The 17,214-nt window shown below is 61.8% G+C and carries 16 protein-coding genes; 2 read left to right on the top strand and 14 right to left on the bottom strand.

The annotated features are described in order from the left end of the window. Nucleotides 1–62 precede the first annotated feature (62 nt). The 11 genes from eutG to maeB form a co-directional block, all read right to left on the bottom strand. Complete coding sequence (gene eutG / locus KB892_RS05810; RefSeq protein ID WP_002913689.1) at nucleotides 63–1,250, bottom strand: ethanolamine utilization ethanol dehydrogenase EutG; 1,188 nt, start codon at nucleotides 1,248–1,250, stop codon at nucleotides 63–65. Beyond that, complete coding sequence (gene eutJ, locus KB892_RS05805) at nucleotides 1,240–2,079, bottom strand: ethanolamine utilization protein EutJ (RefSeq protein ID WP_002913690.1); 840 nt, start codon at nucleotides 2,077–2,079, stop codon at nucleotides 1,240–1,242. The genes eutG and eutJ overlap by 11 nt, the downstream gene beginning before the upstream one ends. A 9-nt stretch (nucleotides 2,080–2,088) precedes the next feature. Further along, a complete protein-coding gene (locus tag KB892_RS05800; protein ID WP_004152003.1) occupies nucleotides 2,089–3,492 on the bottom strand; it encodes an aldehyde dehydrogenase family protein in 1,404 nt (467 codons plus the stop codon). An 11-nt stretch (nucleotides 3,493–3,503) separates the two neighbouring features. Beyond that, nucleotides 3,504–3,791, bottom strand: coding sequence for an ethanolamine utilization microcompartment protein EutN (gene eutN / locus KB892_RS05795; RefSeq protein WP_002913719.1), 288 nt, complete (start codon nucleotides 3,789–3,791; stop codon nucleotides 3,504–3,506). A gap of 128 nt (nucleotides 3,792–3,919) precedes the next feature. Beyond that, the gene (gene eutM / locus KB892_RS05790) at nucleotides 3,920–4,210 is read right to left on the bottom strand and encodes an ethanolamine utilization microcompartment protein EutM (protein WP_000387720.1); all 291 of its coding nucleotides are present in this window, start codon (nucleotides 4,208–4,210) and stop codon (nucleotides 3,920–3,922) included. A gap of 38 nt (nucleotides 4,211–4,248) precedes the next feature. Beyond that, nucleotides 4,249–5,265, bottom strand: coding sequence for a phosphate acetyltransferase (gene pta, locus KB892_RS05785; RefSeq protein WP_002913722.1), 1,017 nt, complete (start codon nucleotides 5,263–5,265; stop codon nucleotides 4,249–4,251). Then, the gene (gene eutT / locus KB892_RS05780) at nucleotides 5,255–6,061 is read right to left on the bottom strand and encodes an ethanolamine utilization cob(I)yrinic acid a,c-diamide adenosyltransferase EutT (RefSeq protein ID WP_002913723.1); all 807 of its coding nucleotides are present in this window, start codon (nucleotides 6,059–6,061) and stop codon (nucleotides 5,255–5,257) included. The genes pta and eutT overlap by 11 nt, the downstream gene beginning before the upstream one ends. Next, complete coding sequence (gene eutQ / locus KB892_RS05775; RefSeq protein WP_002913725.1) at nucleotides 6,058–6,747, bottom strand: ethanolamine utilization acetate kinase EutQ; 690 nt, start codon at nucleotides 6,745–6,747, stop codon at nucleotides 6,058–6,060. Before eutQ ends, eutT begins: the two co-directional genes overlap by 4 nt. After that, nucleotides 6,725–7,204 carry an ethanolamine utilization acetate kinase EutP gene (gene eutP / locus KB892_RS05770; protein WP_002913727.1) on the bottom strand — a complete coding sequence of 160 codons (480 nt, stop codon included), beginning with the start codon at nucleotides 7,202–7,204 and terminating at the stop codon, nucleotides 6,725–6,727. The genes eutQ and eutP overlap by 23 nt, the downstream gene beginning before the upstream one ends. A 12-nt stretch (nucleotides 7,205–7,216) precedes the next feature. Next, on the bottom strand, nucleotides 7,217–7,552 hold the full coding sequence (gene eutS / locus KB892_RS05765; RefSeq protein WP_002913729.1) for an ethanolamine utilization microcompartment protein EutS: 336 nt from the start codon (nucleotides 7,550–7,552) through the stop codon (nucleotides 7,217–7,219). Between the two features lie 218 nt (nucleotides 7,553–7,770). Further along, the gene (gene maeB, locus KB892_RS05760; RefSeq protein ID WP_002913731.1) at nucleotides 7,771–10,050 is read right to left on the bottom strand and encodes an NADP-dependent oxaloacetate-decarboxylating malate dehydrogenase; all 2,280 of its coding nucleotides are present in this window, start codon (nucleotides 10,048–10,050) and stop codon (nucleotides 7,771–7,773) included. Nucleotides 10,051–10,344: 294 nt separating this feature from the next. Here maeB and tal point away from each other — a divergent pair, with 294 nt between their 5' ends. Both tal and tkt read left to right on the top strand, forming a co-directional pair. Continuing rightward, the gene (tal, locus tag KB892_RS05755) at nucleotides 10,345–11,301 is read left to right on the top strand and encodes a transaldolase (RefSeq protein WP_002913732.1); all 957 of its coding nucleotides are present in this window, start codon (nucleotides 10,345–10,347) and stop codon (nucleotides 11,299–11,301) included. 16 nt (nucleotides 11,302–11,317) lie between these two features. Next, complete coding sequence (tkt, locus tag KB892_RS05750; RefSeq protein WP_002913734.1) at nucleotides 11,318–13,312, top strand: transketolase; 1,995 nt, start codon at nucleotides 11,318–11,320, stop codon at nucleotides 13,310–13,312. On the opposite strand, the gene KB892_RS05745 is transcribed toward tkt, so the two are convergent. The 3 genes from KB892_RS05745 to aegA all read right to left on the bottom strand — a co-directional run bounded on the left by KB892_RS05745 (nucleotide 13,302) and on the right by aegA (nucleotide 17,049). Next, nucleotides 13,302–14,348 carry a DUF1176 domain-containing protein gene (locus tag KB892_RS05745; RefSeq protein ID WP_004152004.1) on the bottom strand — a complete coding sequence of 349 codons (1,047 nt, stop codon included), beginning with the start codon at nucleotides 14,346–14,348 and terminating at the stop codon, nucleotides 13,302–13,304. The two genes, tkt and KB892_RS05745, sit on opposite strands and share 11 nt — an antisense overlap. 63 nt (nucleotides 14,349–14,411) lie before the next feature. Then, complete coding sequence (gene nudK, locus KB892_RS05740) at nucleotides 14,412–15,008, bottom strand: GDP-mannose pyrophosphatase NudK (RefSeq protein WP_002913754.1); 597 nt, start codon at nucleotides 15,006–15,008, stop codon at nucleotides 14,412–14,414. A gap of 58 nt (nucleotides 15,009–15,066) precedes the next feature. Then, complete coding sequence (aegA, locus tag KB892_RS05735; protein ID WP_004152005.1) at nucleotides 15,067–17,049, bottom strand: formate-dependent uric acid utilization protein AegA; 1,983 nt, start codon at nucleotides 17,047–17,049, stop codon at nucleotides 15,067–15,069. Nucleotides 17,050–17,214 lie beyond the last annotated feature (165 nt).

Genomic DNA, 17,214 nt, shown 5'->3' with positions numbered 1-17,214 from the left:
CCCGGCTAAGCGCAGCACGAGCCGGGAAAGCCACAGCCACACGCCTCCGGGAAAATCGGCATTTATCGCGCCGCCGCGTACAGCTCGATAATCTGCTCCCGGCTGGCGGTGCGTGGATTGGTGCGCAAACAGATGTCCTCCTGCGCCGCTTGCGCCCAGGCGTCGTAGTGCGCGGACGTCGCGCCAGCCTCCGTCAGCCGCATCGTCAGACCGACCTCGGCGATCAGCTCGCGCACGGCGGCGATAGCCTCGCGGTCATCGGTTTTCTTGCCGGTTAACGCCCGGCCGATCTGGCTGAAGCGCGCCCGGCGTACCATGCGGTTAAACTCCATCACCGTTGGCAGCAGCATGGCGTTGGCCAGACCGTGCGGAATATGCAGCGCCGCCCCCGGCTGATGCGCCATGGCATGGCATAGCCCCAGCCCGGCGCTGGAAAACGCCATCCCCGCCATGCAGGAAGCCAGCAGCATATTCTCCCGCGCCGCCAGATCCTGACCGCAGCCCACCGCTTTCGGCAGCGCCTCGCCGATCATGGCTATCGCCCCCATCGCCAGACTGTCGGTAAACGGCGTGGCGTGGCGGGCGCTGTAGGCCTCGACGGCGTGGGTCAGCGCATCAATCCCGGTCATTGCCGTGATATGCGGCGGGACGCCCTCGGTCAGCGCGGCGTCGAGGATCGCCACATCCGGCATCAGCGAGGCATGCGCCAGCACCTGTTTGCGTCCACTCACCGCATCGATAATCACCGTCACATTGGTGGTTTCAGACCCGGTACCAGCGGTGGTCGGCACCGCGATTAGCGGCAGACGTGGACGCAACTCGCTGTGCTCCGTCATCTCCCCCAGCGTCTGCTCAGGATTGGCGACCAGCAGCGCCACCGCCTTCGCCGCATCCAGTACCGATCCACCGCCAAAGGCCACCACGCCGTCGCAGCGCGCGTCCCGCAGCTGGGCGACGGCGGCGCAGACATCGGTGACGCAGGGTTCGCCGGCGGGACAGGGCCAGAGAGTCATAGCAATCCCTTTCATCGCCAGGCTACGCTCCAGCCCGGCGGTCATTCCCGCCTGATGGAGAAAACTGTCAACCATGACAAACAGATGCCTAAGGCCTCGGGACTGCGCTTGCGGACCGCAGGCCGCCAGCGCGCCGACGCCGTGCAGCGTCACCGGCGGAACGTTGAAGCTTTTCATTTGCTGAAGATTCAGCGTATCAAAGGCATGGAACAGCGCCGTCTGCAGTTCAGCTTGCATACATCCCCTCCGCTTTTTCCCTCCCGCTGTTGGCGATTGCCAGCGGGGTCATAAACAGGCTGTGCTGCGGCAAATGCACCGGTAATGCCGGGAAGCGCTGACGAAACAGCTCATGCACACCCGGCTGCATACAGGCGCCGCCTGCCAGCCACAAATCGACAATCCCTTGTCCGGCAATATGTCGGGCGACAATTTCGGCCATCTTCTCGTACACCGGCTTAACCACCGGCCAGATCTCCCCGGCGTGGCTGCGCTTGTACTGCTCCGCCTCCTCAAGCCCGATGCCGCGATTCCCGGCCAGAGTCAGGGAGATATGGTGGCCGCCGGTGGCTTCATCCGCCGAATACGTCACCCTGCCCTGTTTAACGATGGCGATCCCGGTGGTGCCGCCGCCGATATCCACCACCCCGGCGTTATCGAGCTGCAGCAGATCGGCCACCGCGGTAGGCTCATCCAGCACATGACTGATCTCCAGCCCGGCGGACTCCAGGACATTGATCGAAATGCGCGGATCGGTGCCGGGCGGAAACGAGGTCGCCGCATGGGTGAAGCGGCAGCCCAGCTGCTGCTCGAGAGTCGCAAGATGTCGGCGCACGAGGGTGACGGCGCCAAAGAAATCCCAGACGATGCCGTCGCGCACCACGTCGGCCCAGTCAAGGCATACCGCAACCGGCTGGCCGTCACGGTCAACCACCATCGACACCACGTCGCAGGTGCCCAAATCGATGCCCAGCCACAGCGGCGACTCGCTGGCGGCGGGCTCCTGGTTACACAGGGCAGCGGCTTTTTGCAGTCTCGGCGAAAGCCAGCGTTGTTCGTCGTGCGCCATGTTCATCCCTTATACGATTCGAAACGCATCCACCAGCACGCAGCGGCGCAGACGAACGAAGGTCCGCGCGCTGGTCACCCCTTCCCCGGTTGGGGTGGTGATGGTCATGGTGGTCCAGCCCTCGCCACCCAGCCCAAGCCCGGCGATGCACGGCCCGTTTTTGACGAAGATGCTGGTGTCGATGGCGTTCGCCATCTGGTTCATGTTGTCGATATTGCGCGAGTGCATCGCCGCCGTATGGTGGCAGCCGCCTTCCAGTTGCACCGCCAGGGCGATGGCCTCCTCGACGTTCGCCACCCGCACCACCGGCAGCACCGGCATCATCAGTTCAGTCACCGCAAACGGATGGCTGGCGGGGGTTTCCACGAACAGCAGACGGGTTTGCGCCGGCACCTGCAGGCCAATCGCCGCGGCGATTTTGCCCGCATCGCGGCCGACCCAGTCGCGGCTGACCGTGCCTTTGCCGCGCTCGTCGATATTTTTCAGCAGCAGCGGCTGGAGCTGTTCGGCCTGCGCCGCCGTGAGTTTCACCGCCTGCTGGCCTTCCATCAGGCGCATCAGTTCGTCGGCGACGCTATCGACCACGATCAGCACCTTCTCGTCGGCGCAGATAATGTTGTTATCAAACGAGGCGCCTTTGACGATCGCCTGCGCGGCGCGCGGCAGATCGGCGGTCTCATCCACCACCACCGGCGGGTTGCCGGCCCCGGCGGCGATCAGGCGTTTGTTGGTATGTTTGCGCGCCGCCTCGACCACCGCTTCGCCGCCGGTCACCACCAGCAGGCCGATGCCAGGGTACTTAAACAGCCGCTGGGCGGTGTCGATATCCGGGTTCGCCACGGTCACCAGCAGGTTGGCCGGGCCGCCGGCGGCCACTACCGCCTGGTTAAGCAGGGTAATTGCCCTTTGCGAGACCTTTTTCGCCGCCGGATGGGGGGCGAAGACCACGCTGTTGCCGGCGGCTATCAGGCTAATGGCGTTGTTGATCACCGTCGCCGCCGGATTGGTGGACGGCGTCACCGAGGCCACCACGCCCCAGGGCGCATTTTCAATCAGCGTCAGGCCGTTATCGCCGGTGAGCACCTGCGGAGTCAGACACTCCACGCCCGGCGTGCCGCGCGCCTGCGCCACGTTTTTGGCAAACTTATCTTCAACGCGTCCCATGCCGGTCTCCGTCACCGCAAGCTCCGCCAGTTCACGGGCATACTTTTCACCCGCCTCACGAATGGCCTGAATCACCTGCTGACGCATCGCCACCCGCTTTAATCCCTGCTGGGCCACCGTTGCCGCCGCGACAGCGTCATCCAGTGAGGCAAAAACGCCCATATCATGAACGGTGCCGGCAGGCTGGCTGCTGTCTTTCATTTTCAGCAGTACCGCTTTCACTACCTGTTCAATGTCCTGTTGATTCATGATTTTTCACCCTACTTATGGAAGAGCACCTGACCATCGGCCGCGGCCTCATCCACGATACCAATCACGCACAGATCGACCGGAGAGGCGCCGTGTGCGTGCGCCTGTCGCGCCGAGCTGCCGCTGACCAGCAGTACCCACTCTCCGCATCCCGCGCCGATGCTGTCGATGGCGACCGCGCATTGCCCGTCGGGCTCGCCGCGGGCATTGAGCATCTCCACCATCAGCAGTTTGTCGTGGGCCAGACCTTCATGGCGTACGGTGCAGACCACATATCCGGTTACCACAGCCAGCTTCATGTCCGTCTCCGCGTGTGATGTGCAGGCCGGAAAAGCGCAACGCCATCCGGCATTCATGCCTTTTCATGGCCGGATAGCGACGCGCTGGCGTCTTATCCGGCCAGAACTTTCCGGCACCCCCTCCCCCGTTAGATGTTACTGTCGCCCTTGAAGCTAATCGGGAAGACCTCTTCCAGATCGCCATGCGGGCGCGGGATGACATGTACAGAGACCAGCTCACCGATACGCTGAGCCGCCGCCGCCCCGGCATCCGTCGCGGCTTTGCACGCCGCGACATCGCCGCGCACCATGGCGGTCACCAGGCCCCCGCCGATCTGTTTCACTCCCACCAGCTTGACGCGGGCCGCTTTGACCATGGCGTCGGAGGCCTCAATCAGTGCAACCAGGCCCCGGGTTTCAATCATTCCTAATGCTTCCATTGTGTTTTCCTCTCATAAGGGGTCCTGAAGGGGACCATTCATTCAACCAGCGTGGACGAGTCGGGGATCCGGCTTGCGTCCGTCTGGCGCGGTACCGACGCCACCAGCGCCAGTTCGATAATTTCCTCTACGCTACAGCCTCGCGAGAGGTCGTGAAGCGGGGCGGCCAGGCCCTGGATCAGCGGCCCGATGGCGCGATATCCGCCCAGCCGCTGGGCGATTTTGTAGCCGATGTTGCCCGCCTCCAGCGACGGGAAGACCAGCACATTGGCCCGGCCCTGCAGCGGGCTGCCGGGCGCTTTGTGCGCAGCGACGTCCGGTACAAAGGCGGCGTCAAACTGCAGCTCGCCATCGACCATCAGCTGCGGCGCCCGCTGACGCACGATCTCCGTGGCCTGCTGGACGTTAGCCACACAGGGATGCCGGGCGCTGCCGTGTGTCGAGAAGGACAGCATTGCCACCCGCGGCGCTTCGCCAGCGATCGCTTGCCAGGTCTCAGCGCTGGCAATCGCGATATCCGCCAGCTGCGCCGCGGTCGGCTGCGGCACCACGCTGCAGTCGGCAAACCCCAGCGGCTGTCCGGTATACTGCGGCAGCATCAGAAACAGCGAAGAGAGCGTTTTACACCCCGGCTGCAGGCCGATAAGGCGCAGACCAGCGCGCAGCACGCTGGCGGTTGACGAGAGATTTCCGGCGATACACACCTCGGCCTGCCCGGCGCTGACCATCGCCGCGGCGAACATCAGCGGGTCGGCCAGCTTGTCGACCGCGTCAGCGGGCGCTTTATCGCCGGCGCGCGCCTGCCAGGCGGCGGCAAACGTCTCGCGCATCGCCAGGTTGCTGTGCGGATCGATGACCTGCACCCCGGTCAGCGGCAGACGTTCGCCAAGGGCGAACTGCCGCAGCGCGAAGGGGCTGGCGACGAGGATCGGATGCGCCAGGCCCTGCTGCTGCAGATAATGCGCCGCCTTCAACACGCGGACGTCCAGCGCATCCGGGAACACCACCCTGGCGGGGGCGCGCAGCGCCAGTTTGCGACACTGGTCAATGATCATCTTCACCTCCCAGCTGCTGCAGTTGGCTGAGCGCCGGCGGCGCGTCCGTCACGCCCAGGATCATCATCACGTAGACCGCGCTGGAGAGGCGGTTGAGCGCCTGTAGAATATCGGCACGCTGGACCGCAAATTGCGGCGTAATAAACACCTGCGCCGCGGTCACCTCCGCCTCGCGCACTTTGCCGCGCAGCAAATTAAGCAGCGCGACATCGCGCCCATGGCGGGCCTCCGGCACCAGGTGATCGTGACCCAGGTAACGCAGCGGCTGATGGGACAGACGATGCAGCTGCGCCTCGCTGAATCCGGCTATCGACTGCGCCGCCAGCGGTTCCTCCAGCGCATCGGCGCGCATGATGTTGCCCAGCCGCGAACGGATATCCGTCAGCCACGGCTGCCAGGGCTCCGCCAGTTCAATTTGCAGCCACACCGTCAGGGCGATGGTGCTGTCCAGCACCGCGCGGAAGGCCAGCCGCGGATCGTTTTTCGCCACCAGGGTATCGGCCGTCAGATGAGTTAAGGTGTCCGGCTTTTTGCCCACCGGCTGGTGACAAAGCTCGCAGCAGGCCTGGGGCGGATGGTCGCTGCTGGTCAGGACATGCACCGGCTGCGGCGTCTGTTCGTCATCCTCGACAAACAGGCGCCCCTGGCGGTCGAGAAATTTGACCCGCAGATGCCGACTTTCCAGCAGTTCCCTCGCCGAGGGCGTCAGGCGGGCATCGGCAGGAAGATGGATTTCACCGCCTTCGCTGAGCGTATGATTCGCTCTGAGCCACGCTTCGGTAATGAAATCGTTCATAGCGATTGCCAGTTTGCCGGCCAGGCGACGTACAGGAAGCGCACCGTCGACGGGGTACCGAATTCGATGCTGGAGCCTTTCGGGATGAACATGACGTCCCCCGCTTTGGCGACCAGCGTTTCCCCCTGATGGCGCACATGCAGCTCGCCCTCCAGCACCATATCGATTTCGTCGTAGTTCAGCGTCCACGGGAAGAAGGCGTTCTCCCACTGCATAAATCCGGCCGCCATGCTGCTGCCATCCTGGTCAGTCACCAGGTCCGTTAAGCCAACGCAGTGCGGCTGGGCGCCGTCGAAGCGGCCAAACTTCACGCTGCTGCCGTCGATCACTTTGATGCCGCCTTTGCCGGTCACGGAGTCAAATCCCGGCTGCATCGCCTCCTGCTCCAGGGACTGCTTCTCCTTCATCACCTTTTCCATCAGCTGCGCCACCAGGCTTTCGGTAAACTGGCCTTCCGGCAGCTGCGCCAGGATGGTTTCCCGGATCCGCTGGCTTTCCGTTTTGTCGCTGTCCGCCGCTGTCGCCGCCGGCGCGGCGCCATCGTCTTCGGTGATAGTGAATCCCAGCAGCTCGGCGACTTCGCGCGCTTCCGGGGTGATAATGCTGGCGCGCAGAACTACTGACATCGCCTGTTCGCCGCGCGCGTGGGCGGCACGAATATCGTTAGCGGTAATGAGTTTCTTCACCTGGCCCTTCCTCCTTTTGGCTGAGCTCACTCAAGTAATTTTCCAGCGGCGCAACGCTTTGCGGATCGCAACCGTTGAGGGCGAAAACCGGCGCCTGAAACCCCATCCCGTCCAGCAGCTGCCGCACCGCGGCGACATTGGCATCCGGCAGATCCGTTTTGCTGATCGCCACGATAAGGTGCTTTCGGCTGCCAATATCCAGCAACCCGGGTGGCAGGCGACTTTCGGTATCATTGGCCGCATGGACATAAATCAGGGTGTCCACATCCTGCAAGGTGGTAATTAAGGCGTGATACCAGCGCGGATGGCTGAAATATTCCCCGGGTGTATCGATGTCGCCACGATCGTTAAATTCCAGCGCCTGCGTTTTTCTGGCGAGGGAATAATTCCCTTGCAGGGCATTAAATAACGTGGTTTTTCCTGCACCGACGGCGCCGACAATCGCAATACGCTTCATGGTCGCTCTCAATTAACTTTTCGTTAATTCGCACAAGGTATAATTTAATAAGCGGCCTAATCCGCCGATGGTCTGCAGAAGCGCCTCCTCCACCGCGCCGACCGAGCCGTAGATCACCAGCGCGCCGCTAAACCGGTCGAGAAAACCGATGTGCACGTCGGCGGCCTTCATCGCCAGATCGCCGGCGATCATCGCCGTTTCTCCCGGCGTCAGCGTCATAATGCCGATCGCGCCGGATTCGGGTACGCCGATCTTTTTCGCCAGCTCCGCTCCCGGGTGGGCAATCAGATGCGCCAGCGTGACCTGTTTGCCTGGTACGAATTCCTGAATAATGCGTTCTTTATCCATGACTGATTGCCCCCTGAAATCTGTCCTCATGGTGACGACATTTCAGCGCGGCAAATAACAAATTTCGGCAAGTGGGGTTAAAAGGTGAAGTGGATCACTCAGGAGAGAAAATAATATTGCGGTGGAATTAAAAAGGCAGGCTCAGCGTTTTTTACTCACCGGCCTGCCTGATATTGCGCGCGGAAACGGATCCGCGCGTTAACGGGGGAAATAGAAAATTACAGCGGTTCGGTTTGCGCTTCAACAACCGCCAGCGCCACCATATTAACGATCCGACGTACGGAGGCGATCGGCGTCAGGATATGCACCGGCTTCGCCACCCCCATCAGCACCGGCCCGACGGTCACCCCTTCCGAACTGGAGACGCGCAGCAGGTTATAGCTGATCCGGGCGGCTTCCATATTCGGCATCACCAGAATATTGGCCGCCCCCTTCAGCGGGCTGTCCGGCATGCGATCGTTGCGGATGCTTTCCACCAGCGCGGCGTCGCCATGCATTTCGCCATCGATCATCAGCTCCGGGGCGCGGGCCTTCACCAGCTCCAGGGTTTTACGCATTTTGCTGGCTGACGGACAGTCGGCAGAGCCAAAGTTGGAGTGCGACAGCAACGCCACGCGCGGTTCAATACCAAAGCGTCGCACGCTTTCCGCCGCCATCAGGGTGATCTCCGCCAGCTCTTCCGGCGACGGATCGTGATTGACATAGGTATCGGCGATAAAGGTGTTGCCGCTCGGCAGCAGCAGCGCATTCATCGCCCCGGCGGTGCTGACGCCGTCGCGATAGCCAAACAGCGGCTGCACCACGCGGTAGTGATCGTGGTACTCGCCAATAGTCCCGCAGATCATCGCATCCGCTTCACCGCGATGCACCATGATGGCGCCAATCACCGTGGTGTTGCTAATCACCGCCCGCTGCGCCTGCTCCTGGGTAATGCCGCGGCGCTTCATCAGCTGGTAGTACTCGCTCCAGTACTCTTTAAACCGCGGGTCGGATTCATTATTGACGATCTCAAAGTCAACGCCGGCCTTGATCTGCAGGCCCAGCTTCTGGATGCGCATTTCAATCACGCTCGGGCGCCCCACCAGAATCGGTTTGGCCAGTCCCAGAGACACCAGCTCCTGGGTGGCGTGCAGCACCCGAGTCTCCTCCCCTTCCGCCAGCACCACGCGCTTCGGCTCTTTGCGCGCCTGAGAGAAGATAGGCTTCATAAACAGGTTGGTTTTATAGACGAACTCGCTCAGTTTCTCGATATAGGCGTCAAAATCAGCGATCGGGCGCGTCGCCACACCGGAGTCCATCGCCGCCTTCGCCACCGCGGGGGCGATCTTGACGATCAGCCGCGGGTCGAATGGTTTCGGAATGATGTACTCCGGACCAAAGCTTAAATCCTGATCGCCGTAGGCGGAGGCCACCACTTCGCTCTGCTCGGCATGGGCCAGCTCGGCAATCGCATGCACCGCCGCCAGCTTCATCTCTTCGTTGATCGCCGTCGCGCCGACGTCCAGCGCGCCGCGGAAGATGAACGGGAAGCAAAGTACGTTGTTGACCTGGTTAGGGTAGTCGGAGCGGCCGGTACAGATGATGGCGTCATCGCGGACCTGCTTCGCCAGCGGCGGCAGAATTTCCGGCTCCGGGTTGGCCAGGGCGAGGATCAGCGGCGCGCGCGCCATCTTCTTCACCATCTCCTGAGTCAGCACTTTCGGGCCAGAGCAGCCGAGGAAAATGTCGGCGCCGTCGATCACGTCATCGAGGGTGCGTTTGCCATCGTCTTCCACCGCATAGGCGGCTTTGGTTTCCGCCATGTTCGGCTCACGGTCTTTATAGATAACGCCTTTCGAATCGCAGACCACGATGTTGTGCTTTTGCATCCCCAGCGCCACCAGCAGATTCATACAGGCGATCGCCGCCGCGCCCGCGCCAGAGACCACCATCCGCACGTCGGACAGATTCTTCTCGACGACGCGCAGACCGTTGAGGATCGCCGCGGTGCTGATGATCGCCGTGCCGTGCTGATCGTCATGGAAGACCGGGATATTCATCCGCTCGCGCAGCTGCTGCTCGATGTAGAAACACTCCGGCGCTTTAATATCTTCCAGGTTGATACCGCCGAAGGTTGGTTCGAGGGCGGCGACGACGTTAATGAATTTGTCCGGATCCAGCTCATCGACTTCGATATCAAACACATCGATACCGGCAAATTTCTTAAACAGGACGCCTTTGCCCTCCATTACCGGCTTACCGGCCAGCGCGCCGATGTTGCCGAGCCCCAGCACCGCGGTGCCGTTGGAGACGACCGCCACCAGGTTGCCGCGGGCAGTGTATTTGTAGGCGGCCAGCGGATCTTTTTCGATTTCCAGGCAGGGGGCTGCGACGCCCGGCGAGTAGGCCAGCGCCAGATCGCGCTGGGTGGCGAGAGGTTTGGTCGGCGAGACCTGGATTTTTCCGGGAACCGGAAATTCGTGGAAATCGAGGGCGCTCTGTTTTAACTGCTCATCCATTTTCTATTCCTTTCTTTCACGTATCGTTCGTAGGGGAAAAGCGTGATGACCATCCTGTCGTTCACCTTTCAGTGGCAGACAGTATCCCTCCTGGCGGGGCGATAAACTTTGAACACCGCCAAACTCTGGCCATCGTTATGATTTTGTTGTTATCAATTTATAGCGGTTATGTTACCCGGATTCGCCGCCAATAATAGCCCTGTCTGCTATGCTTTTTGGTTATGTACCTCATCAATGTTTATACCGTATACCGGCAAGCACTCATGTAACACCTTGTTCCAGGAGGACTTATCCATGAATCAGTTAGACAGCATCAAGCAGTTCACCACGGTGGTCGCCGACAGCGGAGACATCGAATCCATCCGCCACTACCATCCGGAAGACGCCACCACCAACCCCTCTCTGCTGCTGAAGGCCGCCGGCCTGGCGTCCTATAGCGGCCTCATCGACGACGCTATCGCCTGGGCCAAAAAACAGGGTGGCGGCCGCGAAGCGCAGGTGACTCACGCCTGCGATAAGCTGGCGGTCAATTTTGGCGCGGAGATCCTCAAAAGCATTCCCGGACGGGTCTCCACCGAGGTGGACGCCCGGCTCTCCTTCAACCGCGAGAAAAGTATCGAGAAGGCTCGCCATCTGGTGGCGCTGTATCAGGAGATGGGCATTGATAAGTCGCGGATCCTGATCAAGCTGGCATCCACCTGGGAGGGGATCCGCGCCGCGGAGGTGCTGGAGAAAGAGGGGATCCACTGCAACCTGACGCTGCTGTTTTCCTTCGCCCAGGCCCGGGCCTGCGCCGAGGCCGGGGTTTATCTCATCTCCCCGTTCGTTGGGCGTATTTATGACTGGTATCAGGCGCGCAAACCGCTGGAGCCTTACGTGGTGGAGGAAGATCCGGGGGTGAAATCGGTGCGCAATATCTATGACTATTTCAAACAGCATAAATACAACACCATCGTGATGGGCGCCAGCTTCCGCCGCACCGAGCAGATCCTGGCGCTGGTCGGTTGCGACCGGTTGACCATCGCCCCGCCTTTATTAAAAGAGCTGCAGGCCAGCGATACCCCGGTGGTGCGCAAACTGATCCCTGCCAGCCAGATCCTGCCGCGTCCGGTGCCGCTCAGTGAAGCGGAGTTCCGCTGGGAACATAATCAGGATCCGATGGCGGTCGAAAAGCTAGCGGAGGGGATCCGCCTGTTCGCCGTCGATCAGCGCAAACTGGAAGATCTGCTTGCCGCCAAACTGTCACTTTAGTCTCACGGAGAAAAATATGTCCCGAAGAGAGCTTGCCAACGCCATCCGCGCCCTGAGTATGGACGCCGTGCAGAAAGCCAACTCCGGCCATCCCGGTGCGCCGATGGGGATGGCTGATATTGCCGAAGTGCTGTGGAACGATTTTCTCAAGCACAATCCGCAGAACCCTGACTGGGTGGACCGCGACCGTTTCATCTTGTCCAACGGCCACGCGTCGATGCTGCTCTACAGTCTGCTGCACCTGACCGGCTACGATCTGCCGCTGTCTGAACTGAAGCAGTTCCGTCAGCTGCACTCTAAAACGCCCGGCCACCCGGAGCATGGCTATACCCCTGGGGTGGAAACCACCACCGGTCCGCTGGGCCAGGGGCTGGCGAACGCCGTCGGGATGGCCATCGCCGAACGGACGCTGGCGGCGCAATTTAATCGCCCCGGCCATGAGATCATTGACCATCACACCTGGGTGTTCATGGGCGATGGCTGTTTGATGGAGGGGATCTCCCATGAGGCCTGTTCGCTGGCCGGCACGCTCGGACTGGGCAAGCTGATCGGTTTTTACGATCACAACGGCATCTCCATCGACGGCAAAACCGAAGGCTGGTTTTCCGATGATACGGCGGAACGCTTCCGCGCCTATCACTGGCACGTCATAGGCGATATCGACGGCCACGATCCGCAGGCTATCAAACAGGCGATAACGGAAGCGCAGGCGGTGAAAGATAAACCGTCACTGATTATCTGCCGGACCATCATCGGTTTCGGTTCGCCCAACAAAGCCGGCTCAGAGGAGTCTCACGGGGCGGCGCTTGGCGAAAAAGAGGTAGCGCTGGCCCGCCAGCAGCTTGGCTGGAAATATCCTCCGTTCGAGATCCCGAAAGAGATCTACGCGGGCTGGGATGCGCGTCCGCGCGGGGAAAAAGCGGAGCACGCCTGGAACGAGAAATTCGCCGCCTACCAGCAGCAGTTCCCGGAGCTGGCCGCTGAGCTGACCCGACGTATGAATGGCGCCCTGCCGGAAGACTTTGCCGCGATCGCCCGCGACTACGTGGCGAAACTGCAGGCCGAGCCGGCGAAAATCGCCAGCCGCAAGGCTTCGCAAAACGCGCTGAACGCCTACGGCCCGCACCTCCCGGAACTGCTGGGCGGTTCTGCGGATCTTGCGCCGAGTAACCTGACCATCTGGTCTGGATCGACATCGATTAAAGAAGATCCTGCGGGCAATTATATCCACTACGGCGTGCGCGAGTTTGGCATGACCGCGGTGGCCAACGGCATTGCCCTGCACGGGGGCTTTATTCCTTATACCTCGACCTTCCTGATGTTTGTGGAGTACGCCCGCAACGCCGCGCGCATGGCAGCCCTGATGAAGGCCCGGCAGATCATGGTCTATACCCATGACTCGATCGGTCTTGGGGAAGACGGGCCGACGCACCAGGCGGTGGAACAGCTGGCCAGTCTGCGGCTGACGCCCAACTTCAGCACCTGGCGCCCCTGCGACCAGGTGGAGACCGCCGTCGCCTGGCAGGCGGCTATCGCGCGACAGGGCGGGCCGACGGCGCTGATCCTGTCGCGACAAAACCTGGCGCAGATGCCGCGTACCCCGGAACAGGTGCAGGATATCGCCCGGGGTGGCTACGTGCTTAAGGATGCCGGCGGCAAGCCCGACCTGATCCTCATCGCCACCGGCTCGGAAGTGGAGATCACCGTCCTGGCCGCGGAAAAACTGTTGGCCAAAGGGGTAAATGTGCGGGTCGTCTCGCTCCCTTCCACTGATGTGTTTGACGCCCAGGATGAGGCCTGGCGCGAATCCGTGCTGCCGTCGGACGTCAGCGCCCGGGTGGCGGTCGAAGCCGGGATAGCGGACTACTGGTATAAATATGTCGGCTTAAAAGGCAAGATCGTCGGCATGACCGGCTATGGCGAATCCGCCCCGGCAGAGCAGTTGTTCCCGTTCTTTGGCTTTACGGTCGACCATATCGTCGCCACCGCCGAACAGGTGCTTAACGGGTGATCCACAGCGTGGGCCAGGCATCTGGCCCCTGCCAGTTGTCGCACGTCGGCTGCTGCGCGTAGCGGGAGAGGCTGAACCGCTGGCCGTCAAAACGCCAGCGGGTTTGGATCCCGCAATCGCCGGCCCCGCGGCCTTTATCCAGGGTCACCAGCTCATGGCGGCGGTCATCATAGCTGGCGTTGATCAGCTCAATCTCCCGCGGCGCCTCGCCCGGCGGCTGAAATGGCAACGTTAGCCGCACCTGATGGGCGACATAGGGGCGCTGGCGGGAGACCAGCCAGGCCAGCCAGACGGTGTTGTAGGCGCCGGATTCGCAGCTGGTCATCAGCAGCACTTTGTCATCCGTCAGCGCTGTAACGCGAATTTCGCGGCGGAAGGGATCGAGGGAGCAGTGGCTGTTGGTCATCCGCTCATTACCATAGTCCATCAGATCGTTGAGCTCCTCACGCCCCAGCGGCGACTGCGCCGTTTCCGCGCTCGCCACCGCGCGCAGCGCCGGCGCCGGCGGTACGCTGAGCGGCGGCTCTTCCCCTTTGCCGACCCAGGCCGTTTCGCTACCTACCCGCTTTTGCCGATCGTCGATAAAAAACAGAGCCGCTTTCAACCCCTGCAGGGAGATGGTCTGCAGGCCATTGGCCAGCGAGAGCGCTTTACCCTCCTGAACCTGCTGGAGAAACGCATCGATCGTCACGCTGTCGGCGGTTTTAATGAGTTTATCTTCAATGTGCCAGCGCTTGTCGGTCAGGGACAGCGGTTTACCATCCAGCAGCAGGCGCGGCGCTATCGGCGCGAGCGTCGCCACTGGATTGCCGGTGCCGCCCAGCTCGATACGCAGACTGGCGTCAGTGACTGCCCCAGCGCTGCGGCTGAGGGTCATCACCAGGCCATGATGCAGCCCCACGTTACGGGTGACGCAGAAATTTTGGTTGTTACAGGTGACCAGCCAGTCGTTGAAGCGCTGCTGCGTCGGTGCCGACCATGCCTGCGAGCAAGGCAGCACCGCCAGAAAAAGGAAAAAGATGACGCGAAAAAGCATGAACCGCCCGACCCCAGATAAACCCGACCACGGCGCCTATCCTGGACAACGGCAGCGGGTTACTCAATCGGATTTGTCAGAGTTCCCCGACATCAGGCCGGAGGTTTGCAGATATTGCAGCAGAATGACCGCCTTACCGTCGCGGATCTCCCCGTCAGCGACCATCTGCAGCGCCTGGCTAAAAGGCAGCTCCAGCACCTCGATGGCTTCATCATCCACCCCGCCGCCGCTGGTGGTTCGCTGCGCGTCGCTGTACTCGGCGATAAAGAAATGCACTACCTCGGTGACGCCCCCTGGCGACATAAACAGCTCAAACAGCTTTCTCACCTCGCCCACTTCGTAGCCGGTCTCTTCCACCGCCTCTTTACGAATGCAGGCTTCCGGCTCGTCGTTGTCCAGCAGCCCGGCGCAGGTTTCAATCAGCATGCCGTCATGATTGCCATTGACCCAGGTGGCGACACGGAACTGACGCACCAGGACCACCGTCTGCTTATGGCGGTTATACAGCAGCACGGTGGCGCCATTGCCGCGATCGTAGACCTCGCGCTTGTGGCGCACGACGCTGCCGTCCGCCCGCGTCAGCTCATAGGTCATGTTGCGTAGTACGAACCAGTTCTCAGAGAGGATTTTATCTTTAATGACGTGAATATTGAGTGACATACCGACCCCACAGCGTAAAAGGACGCCCTCATACTACGCTGCGGAGCCGGGTTTGTCGTCAGTGAAGCGGCGTCGTTTTCCGCGCCAGATAGTCCAGGATCCCCTGCGCCGCGTGACGGCCTTCCGCCATCGCCGTCACTACAAGGTCTGCGCCGCGCACGGCATCGCCGCCGGCAAAGATCTTCTCCTGACTGGTCTGATAACGGTAACGACTCTCCACTCCGGCTTTAATACGCCCCTGACTGTCCAGCGCCACCCCCGCCGCTTCCAGCCAGGGCATGCGGTGCGGGTGGAAGCCAAAGGCCATGATCACCGCATCTGCCGGCATAACAAACTCGCTGCCGGGGATCGGCGTCGGACGGCGTCTTCCCCCGGCGTCCGGAGCGCCCAGCTCGGTGCGCAAAAAGCGTACCCCGTTAACCCGCCCGTTCTCGTCCAGCTCAAGCGTCACCGGCTGGACGTTAAACTCAAAGAGCGCCCCCTCTTCGCGGGCGTTTTTGACCTCTTTTTTCGAGCCCGGCATGTTGGCTTCATCTCGCCGATAGGCGCAGGTCACCTGGCGGGCGCCGTGGCGCAGCGCGGTGCGCACGCAGTCCATCGCCGTATCGCCGCCGCCCAGCACCACCACGTTCAGCCCGGCGGTGTTGACATAAGGCTCTTGCGCCGATGCCGCCAGCCCCATCACCTGTTTGGTGTTGGCGATGAGGAACGGCAGCGCATCGTAGACCCCGGGGGCCTCTTCGTTCGGCAGCCCCGCCTTCATGGAGCGATAGGTTCCGGCGCCGACGAACACCGCGTCATACTCGGCCAGCAGTGTCGCCATGGAGATATCTTTCCCCACCTCGCAATTGAGCTCAAAGCGGATACCCATCTCGCTGAAGATCGCCCGCCGCCGGGCCAATAGCGATTTATCCAGCTTGAACGCCGGAATGCCGAAGGTCAGCAGACCGCCAATCTCCGGATGACGGTCGAAGACCACCGGCTGGACGCCGTGGCGCACCAGCATATCGGCGCAGGCCAGCCCGGCCGGCCCGGCGCCGATAATCGCCACCCGCTTGCCGCTCGGCTTAACCTGCGAAAGGTCCGGACGCCAGCCGCTGGCCAGCGCCTGGTCGGAAATATAGCGCTCAATATTGCCGATGGTGACTGCCCCGCTTTCATCGCGCAGGGTGCAGGCGCCTTCACACAGCCGGTCCTGGGGACAGACGCGGCCGGTGATCTCCGGCAGGCAGTTGGTCTGATGGGAAAGCGCGACCGCGGCGGCGATATTCCCCGCTTTAACCAGCTCGATCCACTGCGGGATATGGTTATGCAGCGGGCAGGTCCATTCGCAAATACTGTGCTCCCCACACGTGAGACAGCGGGCGGCCTGCTGCTGCGCCTGCTGCGGGGTGAACGGCTGATAGATCTCCTCAAAGTGGCTCTTACGCACCTCCGCCGCCAGCTTATCCGGCTCCCCGCGCGGGGGCGTCATCGCCATTTGCCTGACCTTCGCGCCAGCATTGGGCTGGCTGCAGAGCGGCGTAGCGCGCTGCCACGGCTGCACCTCCTGGCATGCCGAGCGCAGTCGCCGCTGCTTCGCCAGGGTGATCAACGTCTCATCGTCGGCGAGAGTCAGCGCCTGCGCGGGACAGTTTTCCACACAGGCCGGCCCCGCCTCGCGGCCCTGGCATAGATCGCACTTGTGCGCGCTGGCTTTCACCAGGCCTGCGGCCTGCGGCGTCACCACCACCTGCATCACCCCGAACGGGCAGGCCACCATGCAGGATTTACAGCCAATGCATTTCTCCTGACGGACCTGAACGCTGTCGCCGGACTGGGCGATGGCGTCGTTGGGACAACTGCGGACGCAGGGGGCGTCCTCGCAGTGGCGGCAGGTGATGGCGTTACGCTGGCCCTCCGCTTTGATCACGGTGATACGTGGCAAAAAGCGCTGCGGGGTCAGCACGTGTTGCTCCTCGTTATGCGCCATCACGCAGGCCACTTCGCAGGCCTGGCAGCCGATGCACTTTCGGCTATCGCTCAAAATAAAGTGGTTCATGGCTTCCTTTTGTCTTCTTGGTGAATAACCCCTCAATGCGCATGCCTATTTATTACCCGACAAGATGACGCCGGAACAATGTCCAATTGCCCAGGATGAACTTTTTCTGGAGAGAATCCGTTTTGGATCAATTTTTTTGACTTAAATGAAATGAGGTTTCACACC

The organism is Klebsiella sp. P1927 (assembly GCF_018204675.1).
GTDB classification, from domain to species: Bacteria; Pseudomonadota; Gammaproteobacteria; order Enterobacterales; family Enterobacteriaceae; genus Klebsiella; species Klebsiella pneumoniae.
Note: the sequence above shows the minus strand (reverse complement) of the source record. Positions and strands in the feature narration are given on the sequence as shown.